Source organism: Pseudomonas sp. LRP2-20 (genome assembly GCF_024349685.1).
GTDB lineage: Bacteria > Pseudomonadota > Gammaproteobacteria > Pseudomonadales > Pseudomonadaceae > Aquipseudomonas.
In genome coordinates, this window is record NZ_AP025944.1 from 3,037,969 (window position 1) to 3,056,889 (window position 18,921).

The 18,921-nt window shown below is 65.3% G+C and carries 17 protein-coding genes and 1 pseudogene; 16 read left to right on the forward strand and 2 right to left on the reverse strand.

Features of this window, described 5'->3' with window-relative positions; genetic code table 11:
- Positions 1-67: 67 nt before the first annotated feature.
- Positions 68-667, reverse strand: coding sequence for a phenylacetic acid degradation protein PaaY (gene paaY, locus OCX61_RS13495; RefSeq protein WP_261939930.1), 600 nt, complete (start codon positions 665-667; stop codon positions 68-70).
- A gap of 280 nt (positions 668-947) precedes the next feature.
- Here paaY and paaF point away from each other — a divergent pair, with 280 nt between their 5' ends.
- The 16 genes and pseudogenes from paaF to OCX61_RS13575 all read left to right on the forward strand — a co-directional run bounded on the left by paaF (position 948) and on the right by OCX61_RS13575 (position 17,241).
- A complete protein-coding gene (paaF, locus tag OCX61_RS13500) occupies positions 948-1,721 on the forward strand; it encodes a 2,3-dehydroadipyl-CoA hydratase PaaF (RefSeq protein WP_261939931.1) in 774 nt (257 codons plus the stop codon).
- A gap of 38 nt (positions 1,722-1,759) precedes the next feature.
- Positions 1,760-2,551, forward strand: coding sequence for a 2-(1,2-epoxy-1,2-dihydrophenyl)acetyl-CoA isomerase PaaG (gene paaG / locus OCX61_RS13505; RefSeq protein ID WP_261939932.1), 792 nt, complete (start codon positions 1,760-1,762; stop codon positions 2,549-2,551).
- A gap of 2 nt (positions 2,552-2,553) precedes the next feature.
- Positions 2,554-4,071, forward strand: coding sequence for a 3-hydroxyacyl-CoA dehydrogenase PaaH (paaH, locus tag OCX61_RS13510; RefSeq protein WP_261939933.1), 1,518 nt, complete (start codon positions 2,554-2,556; stop codon positions 4,069-4,071).
- A complete protein-coding gene (gene paaI, locus OCX61_RS13515) occupies positions 4,064-4,519 on the forward strand; it encodes a hydroxyphenylacetyl-CoA thioesterase PaaI (protein ID WP_261939934.1) in 456 nt (151 codons plus the stop codon). Before paaH ends, paaI begins: the two co-directional genes overlap by 8 nt.
- Positions 4,512-5,732 (forward strand): 3-oxoadipyl-CoA thiolase, encoded by a 1,221-nt coding sequence (gene pcaF / locus OCX61_RS13520; protein WP_261939935.1) that lies wholly within the window; start codon positions 4,512-4,514, stop codon positions 5,730-5,732. Before paaI ends, pcaF begins: the two co-directional genes overlap by 8 nt.
- A gap of 124 nt (positions 5,733-5,856) precedes the next feature.
- Positions 5,857-7,176: a phenylacetate--CoA ligase PaaK gene (paaK, locus tag OCX61_RS13525; protein ID WP_261939936.1), complete on the forward strand. Its 1,320-nt coding sequence runs from the start codon at positions 5,857-5,859 to the stop codon at positions 7,174-7,176.
- A 428-nt stretch (positions 7,177-7,604) separates the two neighbouring features.
- A complete protein-coding gene (gene paaA, locus OCX61_RS13530; RefSeq protein ID WP_261939937.1) occupies positions 7,605-8,594 on the forward strand; it encodes a 1,2-phenylacetyl-CoA epoxidase subunit PaaA in 990 nt (329 codons plus the stop codon).
- A gap of 25 nt (positions 8,595-8,619) precedes the next feature.
- Positions 8,620-8,901, forward strand: a complete 282-nt coding sequence (gene paaB / locus OCX61_RS13535; RefSeq protein ID WP_004374528.1) for a 1,2-phenylacetyl-CoA epoxidase subunit PaaB — start codon at positions 8,620-8,622, stop codon at positions 8,899-8,901.
- Positions 8,902-8,909: 8 nt separating this feature from the next.
- Positions 8,910-9,668, forward strand: a complete 759-nt coding sequence (gene paaC / locus OCX61_RS13540; RefSeq protein WP_261939938.1) for a 1,2-phenylacetyl-CoA epoxidase subunit PaaC — start codon at positions 8,910-8,912, stop codon at positions 9,666-9,668.
- Positions 9,655-10,188 (forward strand): 1,2-phenylacetyl-CoA epoxidase subunit PaaD, encoded by a 534-nt coding sequence (paaD, locus tag OCX61_RS13545; RefSeq protein ID WP_261939939.1) that lies wholly within the window; start codon positions 9,655-9,657, stop codon positions 10,186-10,188. The genes paaC and paaD overlap by 14 nt, the downstream gene beginning before the upstream one ends.
- Before the next feature lie 15 nt (positions 10,189-10,203).
- Positions 10,204-11,280, forward strand: coding sequence for a 1,2-phenylacetyl-CoA epoxidase subunit PaaE (gene paaE / locus OCX61_RS13550; RefSeq protein ID WP_261939940.1), 1,077 nt, complete (start codon positions 10,204-10,206; stop codon positions 11,278-11,280).
- Positions 11,281-11,444: 164 nt separating this feature from the next.
- Positions 11,445-11,753, forward strand: a complete 309-nt coding sequence (locus OCX61_RS13555) for a DUF485 domain-containing protein (RefSeq protein WP_085677511.1) — start codon at positions 11,445-11,447, stop codon at positions 11,751-11,753.
- Positions 11,744-13,312, forward strand: a pseudogene (locus tag OCX61_RS13560) (cation acetate symporter); the annotation flags it as partial. The gene OCX61_RS13555 and the pseudogene OCX61_RS13560, both read left to right, overlap by 10 nt.
- Before the next feature lie 27 nt (positions 13,313-13,339).
- Complete coding sequence (locus OCX61_RS13565) at positions 13,340-14,572, forward strand: OprD family porin (RefSeq protein ID WP_261939942.1); 1,233 nt, start codon at positions 13,340-13,342, stop codon at positions 14,570-14,572.
- A gap of 24 nt (positions 14,573-14,596) precedes the next feature.
- A complete protein-coding gene (gene paaZ / locus OCX61_RS13570; RefSeq protein WP_261939943.1) occupies positions 14,597-16,648 on the forward strand; it encodes a phenylacetic acid degradation bifunctional protein PaaZ in 2,052 nt (683 codons plus the stop codon).
- 293 nt (positions 16,649-16,941) lie between these two features.
- Positions 16,942-17,241, forward strand: a complete 300-nt coding sequence (locus tag OCX61_RS13575) for a hypothetical protein (protein WP_261939944.1) — start codon at positions 16,942-16,944, stop codon at positions 17,239-17,241.
- On the opposite strand, the gene OCX61_RS13580 is transcribed toward OCX61_RS13575, so the two are convergent.
- A complete protein-coding gene (locus OCX61_RS13580; RefSeq protein WP_261939945.1) occupies positions 17,228-18,889 on the reverse strand; it encodes an ATP-binding response regulator in 1,662 nt (553 codons plus the stop codon). The two genes, OCX61_RS13575 and OCX61_RS13580, sit on opposite strands and share 14 nt — an antisense overlap.
- Positions 18,890-18,921 lie beyond the last annotated feature (32 nt).

Consider the following 18,921-nt stretch of genomic DNA (forward strand, 5'->3'; position numbering starts at 1 on the left):
CGCGCATTGAAAGCACCGACTATACCTGTGCGACGGGTCGCCTGACCATGGCGCGACGCCGGCAGGTTCATGCGCCCGCCTCGCCTTTGGGCCTGAAGCCACCGTCACCCATGCGCGGGCGCTGCGCTTCGGCTGCGCTCAGCGGTGGGCATTCTACCATCGTCGCCATGCAGCGCTGGCTCAGGCGCTGGTACTCGGCGGTGCCGCGCTGCTTCCAGCTCACTTCCTGCTCGGTCAGCGGGCGCTTGACCTGGGCTGGCGCACCCATCACCAGGCTCTGCTCGGGGCACTCGAAGCCTGCTTTGACGAAGGCCGTGGCGCCGACGATGCAGCGTGGCGCGATGTACGCGGCGTCCATGACCACGGCATTCATGCCGATCAGCGCGTCTTCGCCCACGCGGCAACCATGCAGCACCGCGCCGTGGCCGACATGGCCATTGCGCTCGATCACCGTGTCACCACCCGGGAAGCCATGCATGACGCAGGTGTCCTGCAGGTTCGCCCCTTCTTCCAGCACGATGCGCCCGAAATCGCCGCGCAGGGACGCCAGCGGGCCAACGTAGCAGCGCGGGCCGACGATGACATCACCGATCAGCACGGCACTGGGGTGCACATATGCAGTGGGGTCGACCACCGGGGTCAGGCCGTCGAGTCGATAGCAAGGCATGTCTTTACTCCACTAATTTCTATATTGATACATTTTTGTGTATCGCAATCAGATGAACTGCCGAACCGAGCCAAAGCCGCTCTTGTTCTGCTTTTCAGCCATATCCTGGTAACCCTCAACATAAAACGAGATACGTAAAAACACAATTGATATTGCATTGGTGTATCACATGGTGCTTATACTGATTGCACCTTGGCAGGCGCCCGCGCCGCCCCTGCAGACAATTCCAATAAATGCCGGCCACCCTGAAGTGCCGTGCGAGCAGCCTGAGGACCCCGACATGCCTCGTTTCATCGATGTGCAGGCCCCTGAACACGGCGTTCGCCTGCTCACCCTGCAACGCCCGGAAGCGCTCAACGCCCTGTGCACCGAATTACTGGCAGAGCTTGCCGCAGCCCTGGCCGATGCAGATGCCGACCCACTGACCTGCGCGGTGGTCATTACCGGCAGCCGCAAAGCCTTTGCCGCCGGCGCCGACATCCGCGAGATGGCCGAGCGGGATCTGGTCGGCATCCTCAATGACCCGCGCGTCGCCCACTGGCAACGTATCGCCGCCTTTACCAAGCCCCTGATCGCTGCCGTCAACGGCTACGCCCTGGGTGGCGGCTGCGAGCTGGTGATGTGCGCCGACATCGTGATCGCCGCTGACGACGCCCGCTTCGGCCAGCCAGAAATCAACCTCGGGATCATCCCCGGCGCCGGTGGCACCCAGCGGTTGTTGCGTGCCGTGGGCAAGCCGCTGGCCATGCAGATGGTCCTGACCGGTGAGCCCATCACTGCCCGCCACGCCCTGCAGGCCGGTCTGATCAGCGAAATCAGCCAACCTGAACTGGCCGTCGAACGTGCGCTGCAGGTCGCCCGCAGCATCGCTGCCAAGGCCCCGCTGGCGGTGCGCCTGGCCAAGGAAGCCCTGCTCAAGGCCGGCGACACCGACCTGGCCAGTGGCCTGCGCTTCGAGCGCCATGCCTTCACCTTGCTGGCCGGCACCGCCGACCGTGACGAAGGCATTCGCGCCTTCCAGGAAAAACGCCCAGCCCGGTTCAAAGGCTGCTGAGCCGCCTACTTCCCATCGACTGATCGAGCGAGTCCGTCATGACTTTCGAGCACATTGTGTTTTCCATCGAGGACGGCGTGGCCTTCCTCGCGCTGAACCGCCCCGAGCAGCTGAACAGTTTCAACACGCAGATGCACCTGGAAGTGCGCGAAGCCCTCAAGCAGGTACGCCAGAGCAGCGAGGTCCGGGTCCTGTTGCTGACCGGTGAAGGCCGCGGCTTCTGCGCCGGCCAGGACCTGTCCGACCGTAACGTCGCACCCGGTGCGGCCATGCCCGACCTGGGCGAATCCATCGAGCGGTTCTACAACCCGCTGGTGCGCACCCTGCGCGACCTGCCACTGCCGGTGATCTGCGCCGTCAATGGCGTGGCCGCCGGTGCCGGCGCCAACATTCCGCTGGCCTGCGACCTGGTGCTGGCCGCCCGCTCGGCAAGCTTCATCCAGGCGTTCTGCAAGATCGGCCTGGTGCCCGATTCCGGCGGTACCTGGCTGCTGCCACGGCTGGTCGGCATGGCCCGGGCCAAGGCATTGGCCATGCTCGGCGAGCGCCTGAGCGCGGAGCAGGCCGAGCGCTGGGGCCTGATCCACCGTGTGGTCGACGATGCCGAGCTGCGTGACGAGGCCCTTGCCCTCGCCCGCCACCTGGCCAGTCAGCCAACCTACGGCCTGGCCCTGATCAAGCGCAGCCTCAACGCCAGCTTCGACAACGGCTTTGACCAGCAGCTCGAGCTTGAACGTGACCTGCAACGGCTGGCCGGGCGCAGCGAGGACTACCGCGAAGGCGTCAGCGCCTTCATGAACAAGCGCACCCCTGCATTCAAAGGCCGTTGAACATGAAGCCACTCGACAGCAACGCCCTGGTGGCGGTGATCGGTGCCGGTGCCATGGGGGCCGGTATTGCCCAGGTCGCGGCCCAGGCCGGTCACCCGGTGAAACTCTATGACAACCGCCCTGGCGCCGCCGCCGAGGCGGTAGCCGGCATCGATCGCCAACTCGGGCGCCTGGTGGAAAAAGGCAAACTGCAGCCAGCCGCACGTGAAGCGATCAGCGCACGGCTGCAGCCTATAGTCGCTATCGAAGCCCTGGCCGACGCCAAGCTGGTGATCGAGGCCATCGTCGAGAACCTGCAGGTCAAGCAGCAACTGCTGCGGCAACTGGAGGGCCTGTGCGGGCAGGACTGCATCCTCGCCAGCAATACCTCGTCGCTATCGATCACCAGCCTTGCGGCAGGCCTGCAACGGCCACAGCAGGTGGTCGGCATGCACTTCTTCAACCCGGCACCACTGATGGCGCTGGTGGAGATCGTTTCTGGCCTGGCAACCGAGCCTGCTATCGCCAGCACGCTGTATGACACCGCCAAAGCCTGGGGCAAAAAGCCTGTGCACACGCGCTCTACCCCTGGCTTCATCGTCAACCGCGTGGCCCGGCCGTTCTATGCCGAAAGCCTGCGCCTGCTGCAGGAAGGTGCCGCCGATTGCGCAACGCTCGATGCCCTGCTGCGCGACGCCGGCGGCTTTCGCATGGGCGCATTCGAACTGACCGACCTGATCGGCCATGACGTCAACTACGCCGTTACCTGCTCGGTCTTCGACGCGTTCTATGGTGACTTCCGCTTCCAGCCCTCGCTGGTGCAGAAGGAGCTGGTGGATGCCGGGCGCCTGGGGCGCAAGAGCGGCCAAGGCTTCTACAGCTACGCCGATGGCGCCGAACGCCCAGCGGTGGCCGAACTGCACAGTTCGGCAAACGCCGAATGCTGCGTGGTCGAAGGCAACCTGGGGGCCATGCAGCCGCTGCTGGCGCGCTTGCGTGACAACGGCCTGGTCATTACCGAGCGGGCAGGCAACGGCCTGCTGCGCACCGGTGACGCCACCCTGGCCCTGTCCGACGGCCGCCTGGCCAGCCATCGGGCCCGTGAAGATGGCCTGCGCAACCTGGTGCTGGTCGACCTCGCACAGGACTACCAGGCCGCCACACGCATCGCCATCAGCTGGTCAGCCGACACCACTGCCGCGGCGCGTGACCAGGCGGTGGCGCTGCTGCAGCGCGCCGGCTTGAAGGTGACCGGCATTGCCGACCTGCCCGGCCTGGTGGTGCTGCGTACCGTGGCCATGCTCGCCAACGAAGCGGCCGACGCGGTGCTGCAGGGTGTTGGCAGCGCCGCCGACATCGACCTGGCCATGTGCGCCGGGGTCAATTACCCGCGTGGCCCGCTGGCCTGGGCCGAGCAGCTTGGCGTCGATTACACCCTGCGCGTGCTGGAACACCTGCAAGCCAGTTACGGCGAAAGCCGCTACCGGCCTTCCCTGCTGCTACGGCGCAGCCGCGAACAAGGAGCAAACCTGCATGACTGACCTGCAGCGTCATCCTGATGAGCTGGCCCAGGCCTGTGCCGCGGCAATGTATGCCCGCGACCCGGCCACCCAGGGCCTGGGCATCACCCTGCTCGACATCGGCCCCGGCCGGGCACGCCTGAGCATGCCGGTGCGCGCCGACATGCTGCAAGGCCACGGCACCTGCCATGGCGGCTTCCTGTTCGCCCTGGCCGACTCGGCGTTTGCCTTTGCCTGCAACAGCCACGACAAGGCCACGGTGGCCCAGGGCTGCAGCATCGACTATGTCGCCCCAGCGCTGGCAGGCGACGTGCTCAGCGCTGCAGCGATCGAACTCAGCCGTAAAGGCCGCACCGGCCTGTACGACGTGCGCATCCACAACCAGCGCGGCGAGCTGATCGCCCTGTTCCGCGGCAAATCCTACCAAGTGCGCGGCACCGTGCTCGCGCAGGAGACCCAAGATGACTGAAGCCAAGCCCCTCGATGCCCTGATCATCGATGCCGTGCGCACCCCCATCGGCCGTTACGGCGGTGCGTTGAGCAGCGTGCGTGCCGACGACCTGGCCGCCGTGCCGATCAAGGCCCTGATGGCCCGCCACCCGGAACTGGACTGGCAGGCCATCGACGACGTGATCCTCGGCTGCGCCAACCAGGCCGGTGAAGACAACCGCAACGTCGCCCGCATGGCTGGCCTGCTGGCCGGGTTGCCGATCAGTGTGCCGGGCACCACCCTCAACCGCCTGTGTGGCTCGGGCCTGGACGCCATCGGCAGTGCCGCCCGCGCCCTGCATTGTGGCGAAGCCGAGCTGATGCTGGCCGGTGGCGTCGAGTCGATGTCACGGGCGCCGTTCGTCATGGGCAAGTCGGAGCAGGCGTTCGGCCGCAGCGCCGAGCTGTTCGATACCACCATTGGCTGGCGCTTCGTCAACCAACGGATGAAAGACGCCTACGGTATCGACTCGATGCCGGAAACGGCAGAAAACGTCGCCGAGCAGTTCGGTATTTCCCGTGCCGACCAGGACGCCTTTGCCTTGCGCAGCCAGCACAAGGCCGCAGCGGCCCAGGCCAATGGCCGCCTGGCACGGGAAATCGTGCCGGTGGAAATCGCCCAGCGCAAAGGCCCGGCCCTGCGTGTCGAGCAGGACGAGCATCCGCGTGCCGAAACCACCCTGGAACAGCTGGCCAAACTCGGCACACCGTTCCGCCAAGGAGGCAGCGTCACCGCTGGCAATGCCTCGGGCGTCAATGACGGCGCCTGCGCCCTGCTGCTGGCCAGCAGCGAGGCCGCTCGCCGCCATGGCCTCAAGGCCCGCGGCCGTATCGTCGGCATGGCGGTCGCCGGGGTCGAGCCACGCATCATGGGCATCGGCCCGGTGCCGGCAACCCGCAAGGTGCTGCAACTGACCGGCCTGTCGCTGGCCGACATGGATGTCATCGAACTCAACGAAGCCTTCGCCGCCCAGGGCCTTGCGGTACTGCGCGAGCTGGGCCTGGCCGACGATGATCCACGGGTCAACCCCAATGGTGGCGCCATCGCCCTGGGCCACCCGCTGGGCATGAGCGGTGCGCGGCTGGTCACCACCGCCCTGCACCAGCTGGAACAAACCGCCGGCCGCTACGCATTGTGCACCATGTGCATTGGCGTTGGCCAAGGCATTGCCATGGTCATCGAGCGCCTCTGAGCGGTTCAGACCATCGGCTTGTTACCGAACGCGACGCCGCCCGTTATGCTGCGTCCATGACACTCACGATAAGCTGCCTGGCCAGTGCCAGCGGCCGACGTACAAGAACAATTCGAGTGAAGCCATGAACATGTACCATGATGCCGATCGTGCCCTGCTGGACCCGATGGAAACCGCCAGTATCGACGCCCTGCGCCAGCACCAGCTGGAGCGGCTGCGCTGGAGCCTGAAACACGCCTACGACAAGGTGCCGCTGTACCGCAAGCGTTTCGACGAATGCGGCGCCCACCCTGATGACCTGAATTCCCTCGACGACCTGGCGAAGTTCCCCTTCACCGGCAAGAACGACCTGCGCGACAACTACCCCTATGGCATGTTCGCGGTGCCCCAGGAAGAGGTGGTGCGCCTGCACGCCTCCAGCGGCACCACCGGCAAGCCGACCGTGGTCGGTTACACGCAGAACGACATCGACACCTGGGCCAACGTGGTCGCCCGCTCGATCCGTGCCGCCGGCGGGCGCAAGGGCGACAAGGTGCATGTGTCCTACGGCTATGGCCTGTTCACCGGCGGCCTGGGTGCTCATTACGGTGCCGAACGCCTGGGCTGCACGGTGATCCCGATGTCTGGCGGCCAGACCGAGAAGCAGGTGCAGCTGATCCGCGACTTCCAGCCCGACATCATCATGGTCACGCCGTCCTACATGCTCAACCTCGCCGACGAGATCGAGCGCCAGGGCATCGACCCCAATGACCTGAAGCTGCGCCTGGGCATCTTTGGCGCCGAGCCGTGGACCGACGAGCTGCGCCGCTCCATCGAGCAGCGCCTGGGCATCGATGCCCTGGATATCTATGGCCTGTCGGAGATCATGGGCCCGGGTGTGGCCATGGAATGCATCGAGACCAAGGATGGCCCGACCATCTGGGAGGACCACTTCTACCCCGAGATCATCGACCCGGTGACCGGCGCGGTGCTGCCGGACGGGCAGCTGGGCGAGCTGGTGTTCACCTCGCTGAGCAAGGAAGCGCTGCCGATGGTGCGCTACCGCACCCGCGACCTGACCCGCCTGCTGCCGGGCACGGCGCGGCCGATGCGGCGCATTGGCAAGATCACCGGGCGCAGTGACGACATGCTGATCATTCGCGGGGTGAACGTGTTCCCGACACAGATCGAGGAGCAGGTGCTTAAAATAAAACAGCTTTCAGAGCTTTATGAGATTCATCTGTATCGCAATGGCAACCTTGACAGCGTCGAGGTGCACGTGGAGTTGCGTGCGGAATGCCAGCACCTGGATGAGCCGCAGCGCAAGCTGGTTGTTGGTGAGCTGGGTAAGCAGATCAAGACCTATATCGGCCTCAGCACCCAGGTGATTTTGCAGCCTTGCGGCACGCTCAAGCGCTCCGAGGGCAAGGCTTGCCATGTGTTTGACAAACGGTTGGCCAGCTGAGTCATCGGCTGCCTTTTCGGCCCCGGTATCGTCCGGGGCTTTTTTTTGTCCGGCGCGAGGGTTTCTGCGCCTGTGAGACCGAGCGCCGCCCGCGCGGCGCATCGCGAGCTTTGCTCGCTCCTACGTTTGTTTCGGGCCAATTTTTCCTGGGGGATTTGCGCGCGAACGCCTTGGCGCCTGACTCGGTATCGCGTCGTACCAACAAGGCGGTCGCGCGCGCCTGTCACAGGCGTTACTGGCCCGAAACAAACGTAGGAGCGAGCAAAGCTCGCGATGCGCCGCGCGGGCGGCGCTCGATTTCCGCCCCACCCCTACCTCAAGCCAAACTCCCTAAGCGACACACAAATATCATTTGATACACACAAAACCTTTTGACGTTATGTTTTGTATCGCTTACAAATGACTCATGCCTTAGCAGGAGTCGCAACATGTACGCACAGCTAGTGGAAACCGGAGTCAAGCGCGTCAAGTCGCTGGAAGAGATGTCCCCCGAAGAGCGCAACTTCCAGGAAAAGATCGACGCCGAAATCAAGATCGAAGCCAAGAACTGGATGCCCGAGGCCTACCGCCAGACCCTGATCCGGCAGATCTCCCAGCACGCCCACTCGGAAATCGTCGGCATGCTGCCCGAAGGCAACTGGGTCACCCGTGCCCCCAGCCTCAAGCGCAAGCTGCAACTGATGGCCAAGATCCAGGACGAAGCCGGCCACGGCCTGTACCTGTACAGCGCCATGGAAACCCTCGGTGCCGACCGCGACGAAGAGATCGCCAAGCTGCACAGCGGCAAGGCCAAGTATTCGAGCATCTTCAACTACCCGACCCTGAGCTGGGCCGACATGGGCGCCGTGGGCTGGCTGGTCGATGGCGCTGCCATCGTCAACCAGGTGGTGCTGCAGCGCACCTCCTACGGCCCCTACTCCCGCGCCATGATCCGTATCTGCAAGGAAGAGAGCTTCCACCAGCGCCAGGGCTACGAACTGCTGCTGACCATGATGCGCGAGGGCACCCAGGCGCAGAAGGACATGGTCCAGGACGCCATCAACCGCCTCTGGTGGCCAGCGCTGATGATGTTCGGCCCAAGCGACGAGCATTCCCCCAACAGCGCCCAGTCGATGGCCTGGAAGATCAAGCGCCAGACCAACGACGAGCTGCGCCAGCGCTTCGTCGACCAGACCGTGCCCCAGCTCGAACTGCTCGGTTGCACCGCCCCCGACCCGGACCTGAAGTGGAACGCCGAGCGCGGCCACTACGACTTCGGCGAGATCCAGTGGGACGAGTTCTACGAAGTCATCAAAGGCAACGGCCCCTGCAACCAGGAACGCGTCGCCACCCGGCGCAAGGCCATCGAGGATGGTGCCTGGGTGCGCGAAGCGGCCGTGGCCTATGCACGCAAGCAACAGAACAAGAACGCCGCCTGAGCGGCGATTGATGCGGAGATCGAAAATGTCTGTCTGGACCCTCTACGAAGTGTTCGTGCGCAGCAAGCACGGCCTTAACCACAAGCATGTCGGCAGCGTGCATGCCGCCGACGCCGCCATGGCCATCGAGAACGCCCGCGAGCTGTACACCCGCCGCAGCGAAGGCGTGAGCCTGTGGGTGGTGCCGTCGGCGCTGATCACCGCCTCCTCGCCCGACGAGAAAGACCCGCTGTTCGCCCCCTCGGACGACAAGGTCTACCGCCACGCCAGCTTCTACGAACTGCCCGACGAAGTCGGGCACATGTGAGGTTGGCCATGCACAAGCACGATCTGATCCCGTATTTGCTGCTGCTCGGCGACAGCGCCCTGATCCAGGGCCAGCGCCTGTGCGAATGGTGCGGCCACGCGCCGGCACTGGAAGAAGAACTGGCGTTGATGAACGTCGGCCTCGACCTGGTGGGCCAGGCGCGCAACTGGCTGGAGTACGCCGCCGAGCTGCTGGACGACGGCCGCGACGCCGATGCCCTGGCGTTCCGCCGCGACGAGCGCGCATTCCGCAACCTGCTGCTGGTCGAGCAACCCAATGGCGACTTCGCCGTGACCATGACCAAACAGTTCCTTTACGACGCCTGGCACCATGCCGTGCTGCAGGGCCTGGTCGAATCGAACGACGAGCGTATCGCTGGCATTGCCGCCAAGGCCTTGAAAGAAGTCACCTATCACCTGCGCCGCTCTGCCGAATGGGTGCAGCGCCTGGGTGGCGGCACCGAAGAAAGCCGCCGGCGCATGCTCGACGCGATCCCGGCGCTGTGGCGCTTCACCGTCGAGCTCAGCGCCGGCAGCGACAACGAGGTGCAACTGGCACAGGCGGGCATTGCCGCCGACCCGGCGGCGGTCGCTGCAGCCTGGCTGAAACAGGTGAGCGCGATCTTCGAGTCGGTCGAGCTGCCGCTGCCCAAGGCCGCCAGCCACTTCTACCTCAACGGCCGCCAGGGCCTGCACACCGAGCACCTGGGCTTGCTGCTGGCCGAAATGCAGTTCCTGCCAAGGGCCTACCCCGATGCAACCTGGTGAGCTGATTGCCGGCGACCGCGGCGCCCGCGCCCAGCAAAGCGGCGACCTGGCAAAGGCCTGGGAGGTACTGAGCCAGGTCATGGACCCGGAAGTGCCCGTGGTCAGCGTGGTCGACCTGGGGATCGTGCGCGATCTGGGCTGGCGAGCCGGCCACCTGCACCTGGTGGTTACGCCGACCTATTCCGGTTGCCCGGCCACCGAGGTGATCGAGGGTGATATTCGCCAGGCGCTGGAGCAGGCCGGCTTCACCGCGCCGGACCTGGAGCGCCGGCTGACCCCGGCCTGGAGCACCGACTGGATCAGCGAACTGGGCCGCGAACGCCTGCGCGCCTATGGCATCGCCCCTCCGCAAGGCAGCGCCAGCAAGCGCAGCCTGCTCGGCGAAGCCCCAGACGTGTGCTGCCCGCAATGCGGCAGCCGCCATACCGAATTGCTCAGCCAGTTCGGCTCCACGGCCTGCAAGGCGCTGTATCGCTGCCGCGATTGCCTGGAGCCGTTCGACTATTTCAAATGCATTTGAGCCGTGGAGACCACCATGAGCCAGTTTCACAGCCTGACCATCAAGCAAGTGCGCAACGAGACCCGTGACGCCGTGTCGATCGCTTTCGACGTGCCGGCGCACCTGCAGGAGGCCTTCCGCTTCACCCAGGGCCAGTACCTGGTGATGCGCACCCAGCTGGGCAACGAAGAAGTCCGCCGTTCCTACTCCATTTGCAGCGCCGTGCAGGATGGCGAGCTGCGGGTGGCCGTCAAGCGCGTGCCCGGTGGGCGCTTCTCCGCGTTTGCCAACGAAGTGCTCAAGGCCGGCCAGCAGCTGGACGTGATGCCGCCCTCGGGCAGCTTCTTCGTGCCGCTGGACCCGGCGCGCCAGGGCAATTACCTGGGCGTGGCCGCCGGCAGCGGCATCACACCGATCCTGTCGATCATCGCCACCACCCTGGCCCGCGAGCCGCACAGCCGCTTCACCCTGCTGTACGGCAACCGCTCCAGTTCCGGCGCGCTGTTCCGCGACAAGCTCGAAGACCTGAAGAACCGTTACCTCGACCGTCTCAACCTGATTTTCGTGTTCAGCCGCGAGCAGCAGGATGTCGACCTGTACAACGGCCGCATCGACGCCGACAAGTGCGGCCAGCTGTTCTCACGCTGGATGGACGTGTCCGGCCTTGACGCCGCGTTCATCTGCGGCCCGCAGGCGATGACCGAGACCGTGCGCGACAGCCTGCAGGCCAACGGCATGGCCAAGGAGCGCATCCACTTCGAACTGTTCGCCGCCGCCGGCAATGAAGCCCGTCGCGAAGCCCGTGAGGCCGCACGCCAGGTGGATTCGGCGCTCAGCCATATCACCGTGATCAGCGACGGCCGCGCGCTGAGCTTCGACCTGCCGCGCAATACCCAGAACGTGCTGGATGCCGGCAATGCCATCGGCGCCGAACTGCCCTACTCGTGCAAGGCCGGGGTGTGCTCGACCTGCAAGTGCCGGGTGATCGAGGGTGAGGTGGAGATGGACAGCAACCATGCCCTGGAGGACTACGAAGTGGCGGCCGGGTATGTGCTGTCGTGCCAGACCTACCCGGTGAGCGACAAGGTGGTGCTCGACTTCGACCAGCTTTGACACCGCGTCGCCCTTTTCGCGGGTGAACCCGCCCCCACAGGAATCCCATTGCCCTTGAGTACTGCACCGTACCTGTGGGAGCGGGCTTGCCCGCGAAGAGGCCATCAGCAACACCCCAAAGTGACCTGATTACAACAATTACAAAACCAAAGAGATCGCTTGCCATGACCCCGGAACACATCGAAAGCATCGCCAACCACCCCGACTTCCAGCACCTGGTCCAGCGTAAACGCCGCCTCAACGGCGGCCTGACCCTGGCGATGCTGGTCATCTACTACGGCTTCGTCCTGCTGGTGGCGTTCTCGCCGAGCACCCTCGGCCAGTCCCTGAGCGGCGGCGTGACCACCGTCGGCATGCTGGTTGGCGTGCTGATGGTGCTGCTGTCGTTCGCCCTTACCGGCATCTACGTGCACCGCGCCAACAACGTGCTCGACCCGCTCAACGACAAGGTCAAGCAGGAGTGCGCACAATGAACTGGACTGCCATCTCGATGTTCATGGTGTTCGTCTGCTTCACCTTGCTGGTGACCCGCTGGGCAGCCCTGCGTACTCGTTCGGCCAGTGACTTCTACACCGCCGGCGGCGGCCTGACCGGCATGCAGAACGGCCTGGCGATCGCCGGGGACATGATCAGCGCGGCGTCGTTCCTCGGCATTTCCGCGATGATGTTCCTCAATGGCTACGACGGCCTGCTGTATGCCCTCGGGGTGCTGGCCGGCTGGCCGATCATCCTGTTCCTGATCGCCGAGCGCCTGCGCAACCTGGGCAAGTACACCTTCGCCGATGTGGTGTCGTATCGCCTGGCACAGACCCCGGTGCGTCTGAGTTCGGCGTTCGGCACCCTGGTGGTGGCGCTGATGTACCTGGTGGCGCAGATGGTCGGTGCCGGCAAGCTGATCGAGCTGCTGTTCGGCATCAGCTACCTGTACGCGGTGATGCTGGTCGGTGTGCTGATGGTCGCCTACGTCACCTTCGGCGGCATGCTGGCCACTACCTGGGTACAGATCATCAAGGCGGTGATGCTGCTGTCCGGTACCAGCTTCATGGCCTTCATGGTGCTCAAGCACTTTGGTTTCAGCACTGAAGCGATGTTCGCCAGCGCCGTGGCGGTGCACGCCAAGGGCCAGGCGATCATGGCCCCGGGCGGCCTGCTGTCGAACCCGGTGGATGCGATTTCGCTGGGCCTGGGCATGATGTTCGGCACCGCCGGCCTGCCGCATATCCTGATGCGCTTCTTCACCGTCAGCGACGCCAAGGAAGCGCGCAAGAGCGTGTTCTACGCCACCGGCTTCATCGGCTACTTCTACCTGCTGCTGATCGTCATCGGTTTCGGCGCCATCGTCATGGTCGGTACCGAGCCTGCTTATCGCGACGCGGCGGGCGCCATCATCGGTGGCGGCAACATGGTCGCCGTGCACCTGGCCCAGGCCGTGGGTGGCAACCTGTTCCTCGGCTTCATTTCTGCCGTGGCCTTCGCCACCATCCTGGCCGTGGTGGCCGGGCTGGCGTTGTCCGGTGCCTCGGCGGTGTCCCACGACCTGTATGCCTGCGTGGTGCGCAAGGGCCAGGCCAGCGAACAGGAGGAAATGCGCGTGTCGCGGATCGCCACCCTGGTGATCGGCATGCTCGCCGTGGTGCTGGGCCTGGTGTTCGAGTCGCAGAACATCGCCTTCCTGTCCGGCCTGGTGCTGGCCGTTGCCGCTTCGGTCAACTTCCCGGTGCTGCTGCTTTCGATGTTCTGGAAGGGCCTGACCACCCGTGGCGCGGTGTGCGGCAGCATGGCCGGGCTGGTTTCGGCGGTGGTGCTGGTGGTGCTCGGCCCTGCGGTGTGGGTCAACGTGTTGCACAACCAGACGGCACTGTTCCCCTACAGCAACCCGGCGCTGTTCTCGATGAGCCTGGCGTTCCTCGGCGCCTGGGCGTTCTCGGTCAGCGACAGCTCGGAGCGGGCCAAGCAAGAGCGCGGCCGTTACCTGGCGCAGTTCATCCGCTCCATGACCGGTATCGGCGCCGCCGGCGCCAGCAAGCACTGATCTTTGACAATGTCGGGTATAACAACAATGAACCGCATGTACCTCAAATCGGCCGCCTGGCTGGCCACCCTCGCCCTGCCCTTGCCGGCGCTGGCGGACTTCATCGGCGACAGCCACGCTCGGCTGGAACTGCGCAACCACTACATCAACCGCGACTTCCGCCAGAGCAACGCGCCCCAGGCCAAGGCCGAGGAATGGGCCCAGGGCTTTACCGCGAAAGTGGAATCGGGCTTCACCGAGGGGCTGGTCGGTGTTGGCCTCGATGCCATGGGCCAGCTGGGCGTCAAGCTCGATTCCAGCCCTGACCGGCGCAACACCGGCCTGTTGCCGTTCGGCGCAAGCAGCCACGAACCGGTCGACGACTACAGCGAACTGGGGCTGACCGGCAAGGTGCGGGTGGCCAAGAGCACCCTGCGCCTGGGCACCCTGCAGCCGATATTGCCGGTGGTGGTGTACAACGACACCCGCCTGCTGGCCTCGGCCTTCCAGGGTGGCCAGCTGACCAGCCAGGACATCGACGGCCTGACCCTCAACGCCGGGCGCCTGAGCAAGGTCAACCTGCGCGATTCCTCCGGCCGCGACGACATGGGCTATGGCGCCGCTACCAGTGACCACCTCGACTTTGGCGGCGGCAGCTACGCGCTCACCCCGCAGACCAGCGTCAGCTATTACTACGCCAAGCTGCAGGACATCTACCGCCAGCAGTTTGTCGGCCTGATCGATACCCGCCCGCTGGGCGAGGGCCTGAGCCTGCGCAGCGACCTGCGCTACTTTGACAGCCGAGAAGATGGCGCCCAGCGCGCCGGCAAGATCGACAACCGCAACTTCAACGCCATGTTCACCCTCGGCGTGCGGGCCCACAAGTTCACCGCCACCTGGCAACAGATGTCCGGCGACAGCGCCTTCCCGTTCGTCAACGGCGGCGACCCGTTCACCGTCAACCTGGTGACCTACAACACCTTCACCCGCGCCGGGCTGGACTCGTGGCAGCTGCGCTACGACTACGACTTCGTCGCCCTGGGCATCCCCGGCCTGAGCTTCATGACCCGCTACACCGATGGCCGCCACGCCGAAACCGCCACGCTCAGCAATGGCCGCGAGCGCGAACGCGACAGCGACCTCACCTACGTCATCCAGAGCGGCCCGCTCAAGGACGTCAGCCTGCGCTGGCGCAACGTCACCTTCCGTTCCGGCAATGGCCTGACCAACGCCGTGGACGAAAACCGCCTGATCATCGGCTACACCCTGGCGCTGTGGTAATAGCGCCCACACGAGGAAAACAGCATGTCTGACGCCCCAACCCTGCAGAGTTTCATCGCCGGCCGCTGGATCGGCCAGCACGGCGCCCAGGCCCTGCGCAGCGCCCTGGACGGCCATGTACTGGCCTACAGCCACGAAGAACGCCCGGATTTCGCCGAGGCTGTGGCATTTGCCCGCGCGCGCGGCCTGGCCGAGCTGATGGCCATGGACTTCCAGCAACGCGCCCAGCGCCTCAAGGCCCTGGCCCTGTACCTGGCCGAGCGCAAGGAACAGCTCTACGCGCTGTCGCACCATAGCGGTGCCACCCGCGCCGACAGCTGGATCGACATCGAAGGCGGCAACGCCACGCTGTTCAGCTATGCCGGCATCGGCAGCCGTGAGCTGCCATCGGGTAACCTGGTGCACGAAGGCCCGGCGATCCCGCTGGGCAAGCAGGGCCACTTTGCCGGTAGCCACATCCTGGTGCCGCGTGCTGGCGTGGCCGTGCACATCAACGCCTTCAACTTCCCGATCTGGGGCATGCTGGAAAAGTTCGCGCCGACCTTCCTGGCCGGCATGCCGTGCATCGTCAAGCCCGCTACCTCCACCAGCTACCTGACCGAAGCCGTGGTGCGCCTGATGCACGACTCCGGGCTGCTGCCAGCGGGCAGCCTGCAACTGGTGATCGGCAGCACCGGCGACCTGCTCGACCGCCTGCAGGGCCAGGACGTGGTGACCTTCACCGGCTCTGCCGACACAGCCGCGAAACTGCGCGTCACCCCCAACCTGATTCGCAACTCGGTGCCGTTCACTGCCGAGGCCGACTCGCTCAACTGTGCCATCCTCGGCCCGGATGTAAGCCCGGACAGCGAAGAGTTCGAGCTGTACATCAAGGAAGTGGCGCGGGAAATGACCACCAAGTCCGGGCAGAAGTGCACCGCCATCCGCCGTGCCATCGTCCCGGCCAGGCATATCGATGCGGTGGCTACCCGCCTGCGCGAGCGTCTGAGCAAGGTGGTGGTCGGTGATCCGTCGGTGGAAGGCGTGCGCATGGGCGCCCTGGCCTCCCACGACCAGCAACGCGACGTCGGCGAACGCGTGCGCAGCCTGCTGCAGAGCTGTGACCAGCTGTTTGGCGCCAGCGACGGCTTTGCCCCGCGGGGTGAAGGTGTTGCCGAAGGCGCGTTCTTCGCCCCCACCCTGTTGCAAGCGCGCGACCCGCATGCCGAGGGCGGTGCCCATGACATCGAGGCGTTCGGCCCGGTCAGCACGTTGATGGCCTATGACGACCTGGATGAGGCCCTGGCACTGGCCGCCCGCGGCAAAGGCAGCCTGGTGGCGACCCTGGTCACTGCCGACCGCGCCGTGGCCGCCAAGGCCATTCCTGCGGCCGCCGCCTGGCACGGGCGCCTGCTGGTGCTCGACAGTGAAGCGGCCAAAGAGTCCACCGGCCACGGCTCGCCGCTGCCGCAACTCAAACACGGCGGCCCTGGCCGTGCGGGGGGTGGCGAGGAGCTGGGTGGCCTGCGTGCGGTCAAGCACTACCTGCAGCGCGCTGCGGTGCAGGGCTCGCCAAGCATGCTGACCGCCGTCACCGGCGAATACGTGCGTGGCGCCGAAGTGATCGAGACCGAGGTACACCCGTTCCGCCGCTACTTCGACGACCTGCGCATCGGTGAATCGCTGCTGACCCACCGTCGCACCGTGACCGAAGCCGACCTGGTCAACTTTGGCTGCCTGTCGGGTGACCATTTCTACATGCACTTCGACGAGATCGCGGCCAAGGAGTCGCAATTCGGCAAGCGCATCGCCCATGGCTACTTCGTACTCTCCGCCGCAGCCGGGCTGTTCGTCTCGCCAGGTGCCGGGCCGGTGCTGGCCAACTATGGGCTGGACACCCTGCGCTTCATCAACCCGGTCGGGATCGGCGACACCATCCAGGCGCGGCTGACCTGCAAGCGCAAGATCGACCAGGGCAAGACCAGCCCGCTGGGGCAGCCGCAAGGTGTGGTGGCCTGGGATGTGGAGGTGACCAACCAGCTCGGTGAGCTGGTGGCCAGTTATGACATTCTGACCCTGGTTCTGAAAAAAACCTGACCTGCTCTGAAACAGTGATCTGCCGGTCTTGTGAAAACCACAATCTGAGATCAGTCCGCCAGAGGCATATAGCCTGTGCCGGCCTCTTCGCGGCTGAAGCCGCTCCTACAAGTACAGCGCAAACCTCAAGCCATGTGCGGTCCCTGTGGGAGCGGCTTTAGCCGCGAAGAGGCCGGCACAGGCAGCACATAAAGGCACATGGCCACCTCGTACATCTGCCCTAATGCCCTGCCCGCTCCTCGGCGCTATAGTCCGGCCACCCGCCACACCCTACGCCAAGGAAGCCATCCACCATGAAACCCGCCAAGCTCCTGCTCAGCGCCGCTGTCCTGTTCACCGTCGCCGGCTGCCAGACCATCAAACCTTCCGACCAGACCCTCAAGGAGCGCGCCGAGTTCGCACTCAACACCCCGGTCAGCAAGGTCACCAACGTGCGCAGTGACAGCACCATCACCTACTACACGGCTACCACCGCCAAGGGCGAGTACAACTGCCAGATGCCCAGTGGTGCCATCGTCGCGGTGGGCAGCATGGGCCTCTATGAGCCGACCCCGTCCTGCCTGAAGGAAGGCCAGGCGATCATCCTGCAGTGATGCCGCCCCTGCCCCCGGCGCCGCGCTCCCGCTCCGGCGCCGCCGGCACCTCGCGCAAGGCCCAGAGGGCCGCGCGCAATTGCGCCGGGCGCACCGGCTTGGCCAAAAGCTCGATAGTGCGCCCCTGCACGATTGCCTGGATCTTCTCCAGGTCATGCCCGGTCATGATCAATGCCGGCACCTCCCAGCCGCGCTGTGCACGCAGGTTGTCGATGCAATCGACCCCGGTGGCCTCCTGGCCCAGGTCGTAGTCGGCGACAATCACATCACACGCGCTGACCAGCCCCAGGGGGGAAGCATGCGCTTCAACTTCGCAGCCCCAGCGCTGCAGCAGCGCCGAGGTCGCACGCAGGACGTTGTGATCATCCTCCACCAGGCACACCTTCAGGCCACTGAACATCGCGCCTTGCAACACCTGCTGGTCACTGCTGCGGGCCACCGGTTGTGCCGCTAGGCGCGGCAAGCCCTGCAGGCTCACCGCCGTGCCATGCCCCACGTGCGAACGCAGCTGCACCTGCAACCCCATCAACTGCCCCAGGCGCTTGACGATCGAAAGGCCCAGGCCAACCCCCTCGACATCCTTGTCCCGTACCTGGCGTACCCGGTAGAACTCTTCGAAGACCAGGCCCTGATGCGCCTCATCGATCCCGCGCCCCTGGTCATGGACCACGATGGCCAGGGCCTGACCCTGACGTCGCACGCCAATCAGCAACGGCCGCCCGGCGGCGTACTTGAAGCTGTTGGACAGCACGTTCTGCACCATGGTCGCGAGCATGCCGCGGTCGGCGCGGGTCCAGTGACGGCTGTGGCGCAGGCGCATTTCCACGCCAGCCCAGCGCGCCGCCTCGGCGTTCTGGCGCAGCAGTTCGGCCAAAAACTCATGCAAGGCAAAGACCTCGTACTTCGGCTGCACCCGGCCATTGTCCAGGGTGTACAGGTCGAGGATCGAGCGGAACAGCTGCGATACGTTGAGCAGCGAGCGGTCGATGCTGTCCACCAGGCGCCGCTCCTGCTCGGCCAGCGGCGCTTCACGCAGGCACGCGGTGAACAGGCCGATGGAGTGGATCGGTTGGCGCAGGTCATGGCTGGCCTGGGCCAGAAAGCGCGATTTCTCCCGGGTGGCCGCCATCGCCAGCTCCGAGGCCTTGCGCGTGCGCTCCAGCAGGATATGGGCGTACAGCGGGATCACCGTACTGGTGGTGAGCAGCATCAGCACCATGAACGGGTTGGCCTGCCAGTAAGGGTTGAGTTGGTACACCGCGACCAGTGCGGTCAGCGCCAGTACCGTGGCGACGGCCAGGTAACGGGTACCGAAACGCATGCCGTTGCCGAGGTTGACCCAGACCATCACCGCATACAGCGGCAGCGCCGCTTCGCCGCCAAGCACCAGGCCGAAGCAGGTGCCGGTGTAGTCGTGCACGATGCCCAGCACCCGCCGCCACGGGTAGTGCCCAGGCCAGCGGGCGATGGCCTGGCGCAGGCCGATCGACAGCGCGATAAAGCTGATGATGTAGTAGATCACCGGCAGGTAGCTGTCGATCGACTCACCCGGCAGAAAACCCAGCACGGTGATGTAGACCAGTGCGCAACTGGCGACGATGACGCGCAGGTTAGCCTGGTCGAGTTCGGTGTTCTTGTTGTAGTCCATGGTCGACGTCCTTGTGCACGGGGTCGCATAAA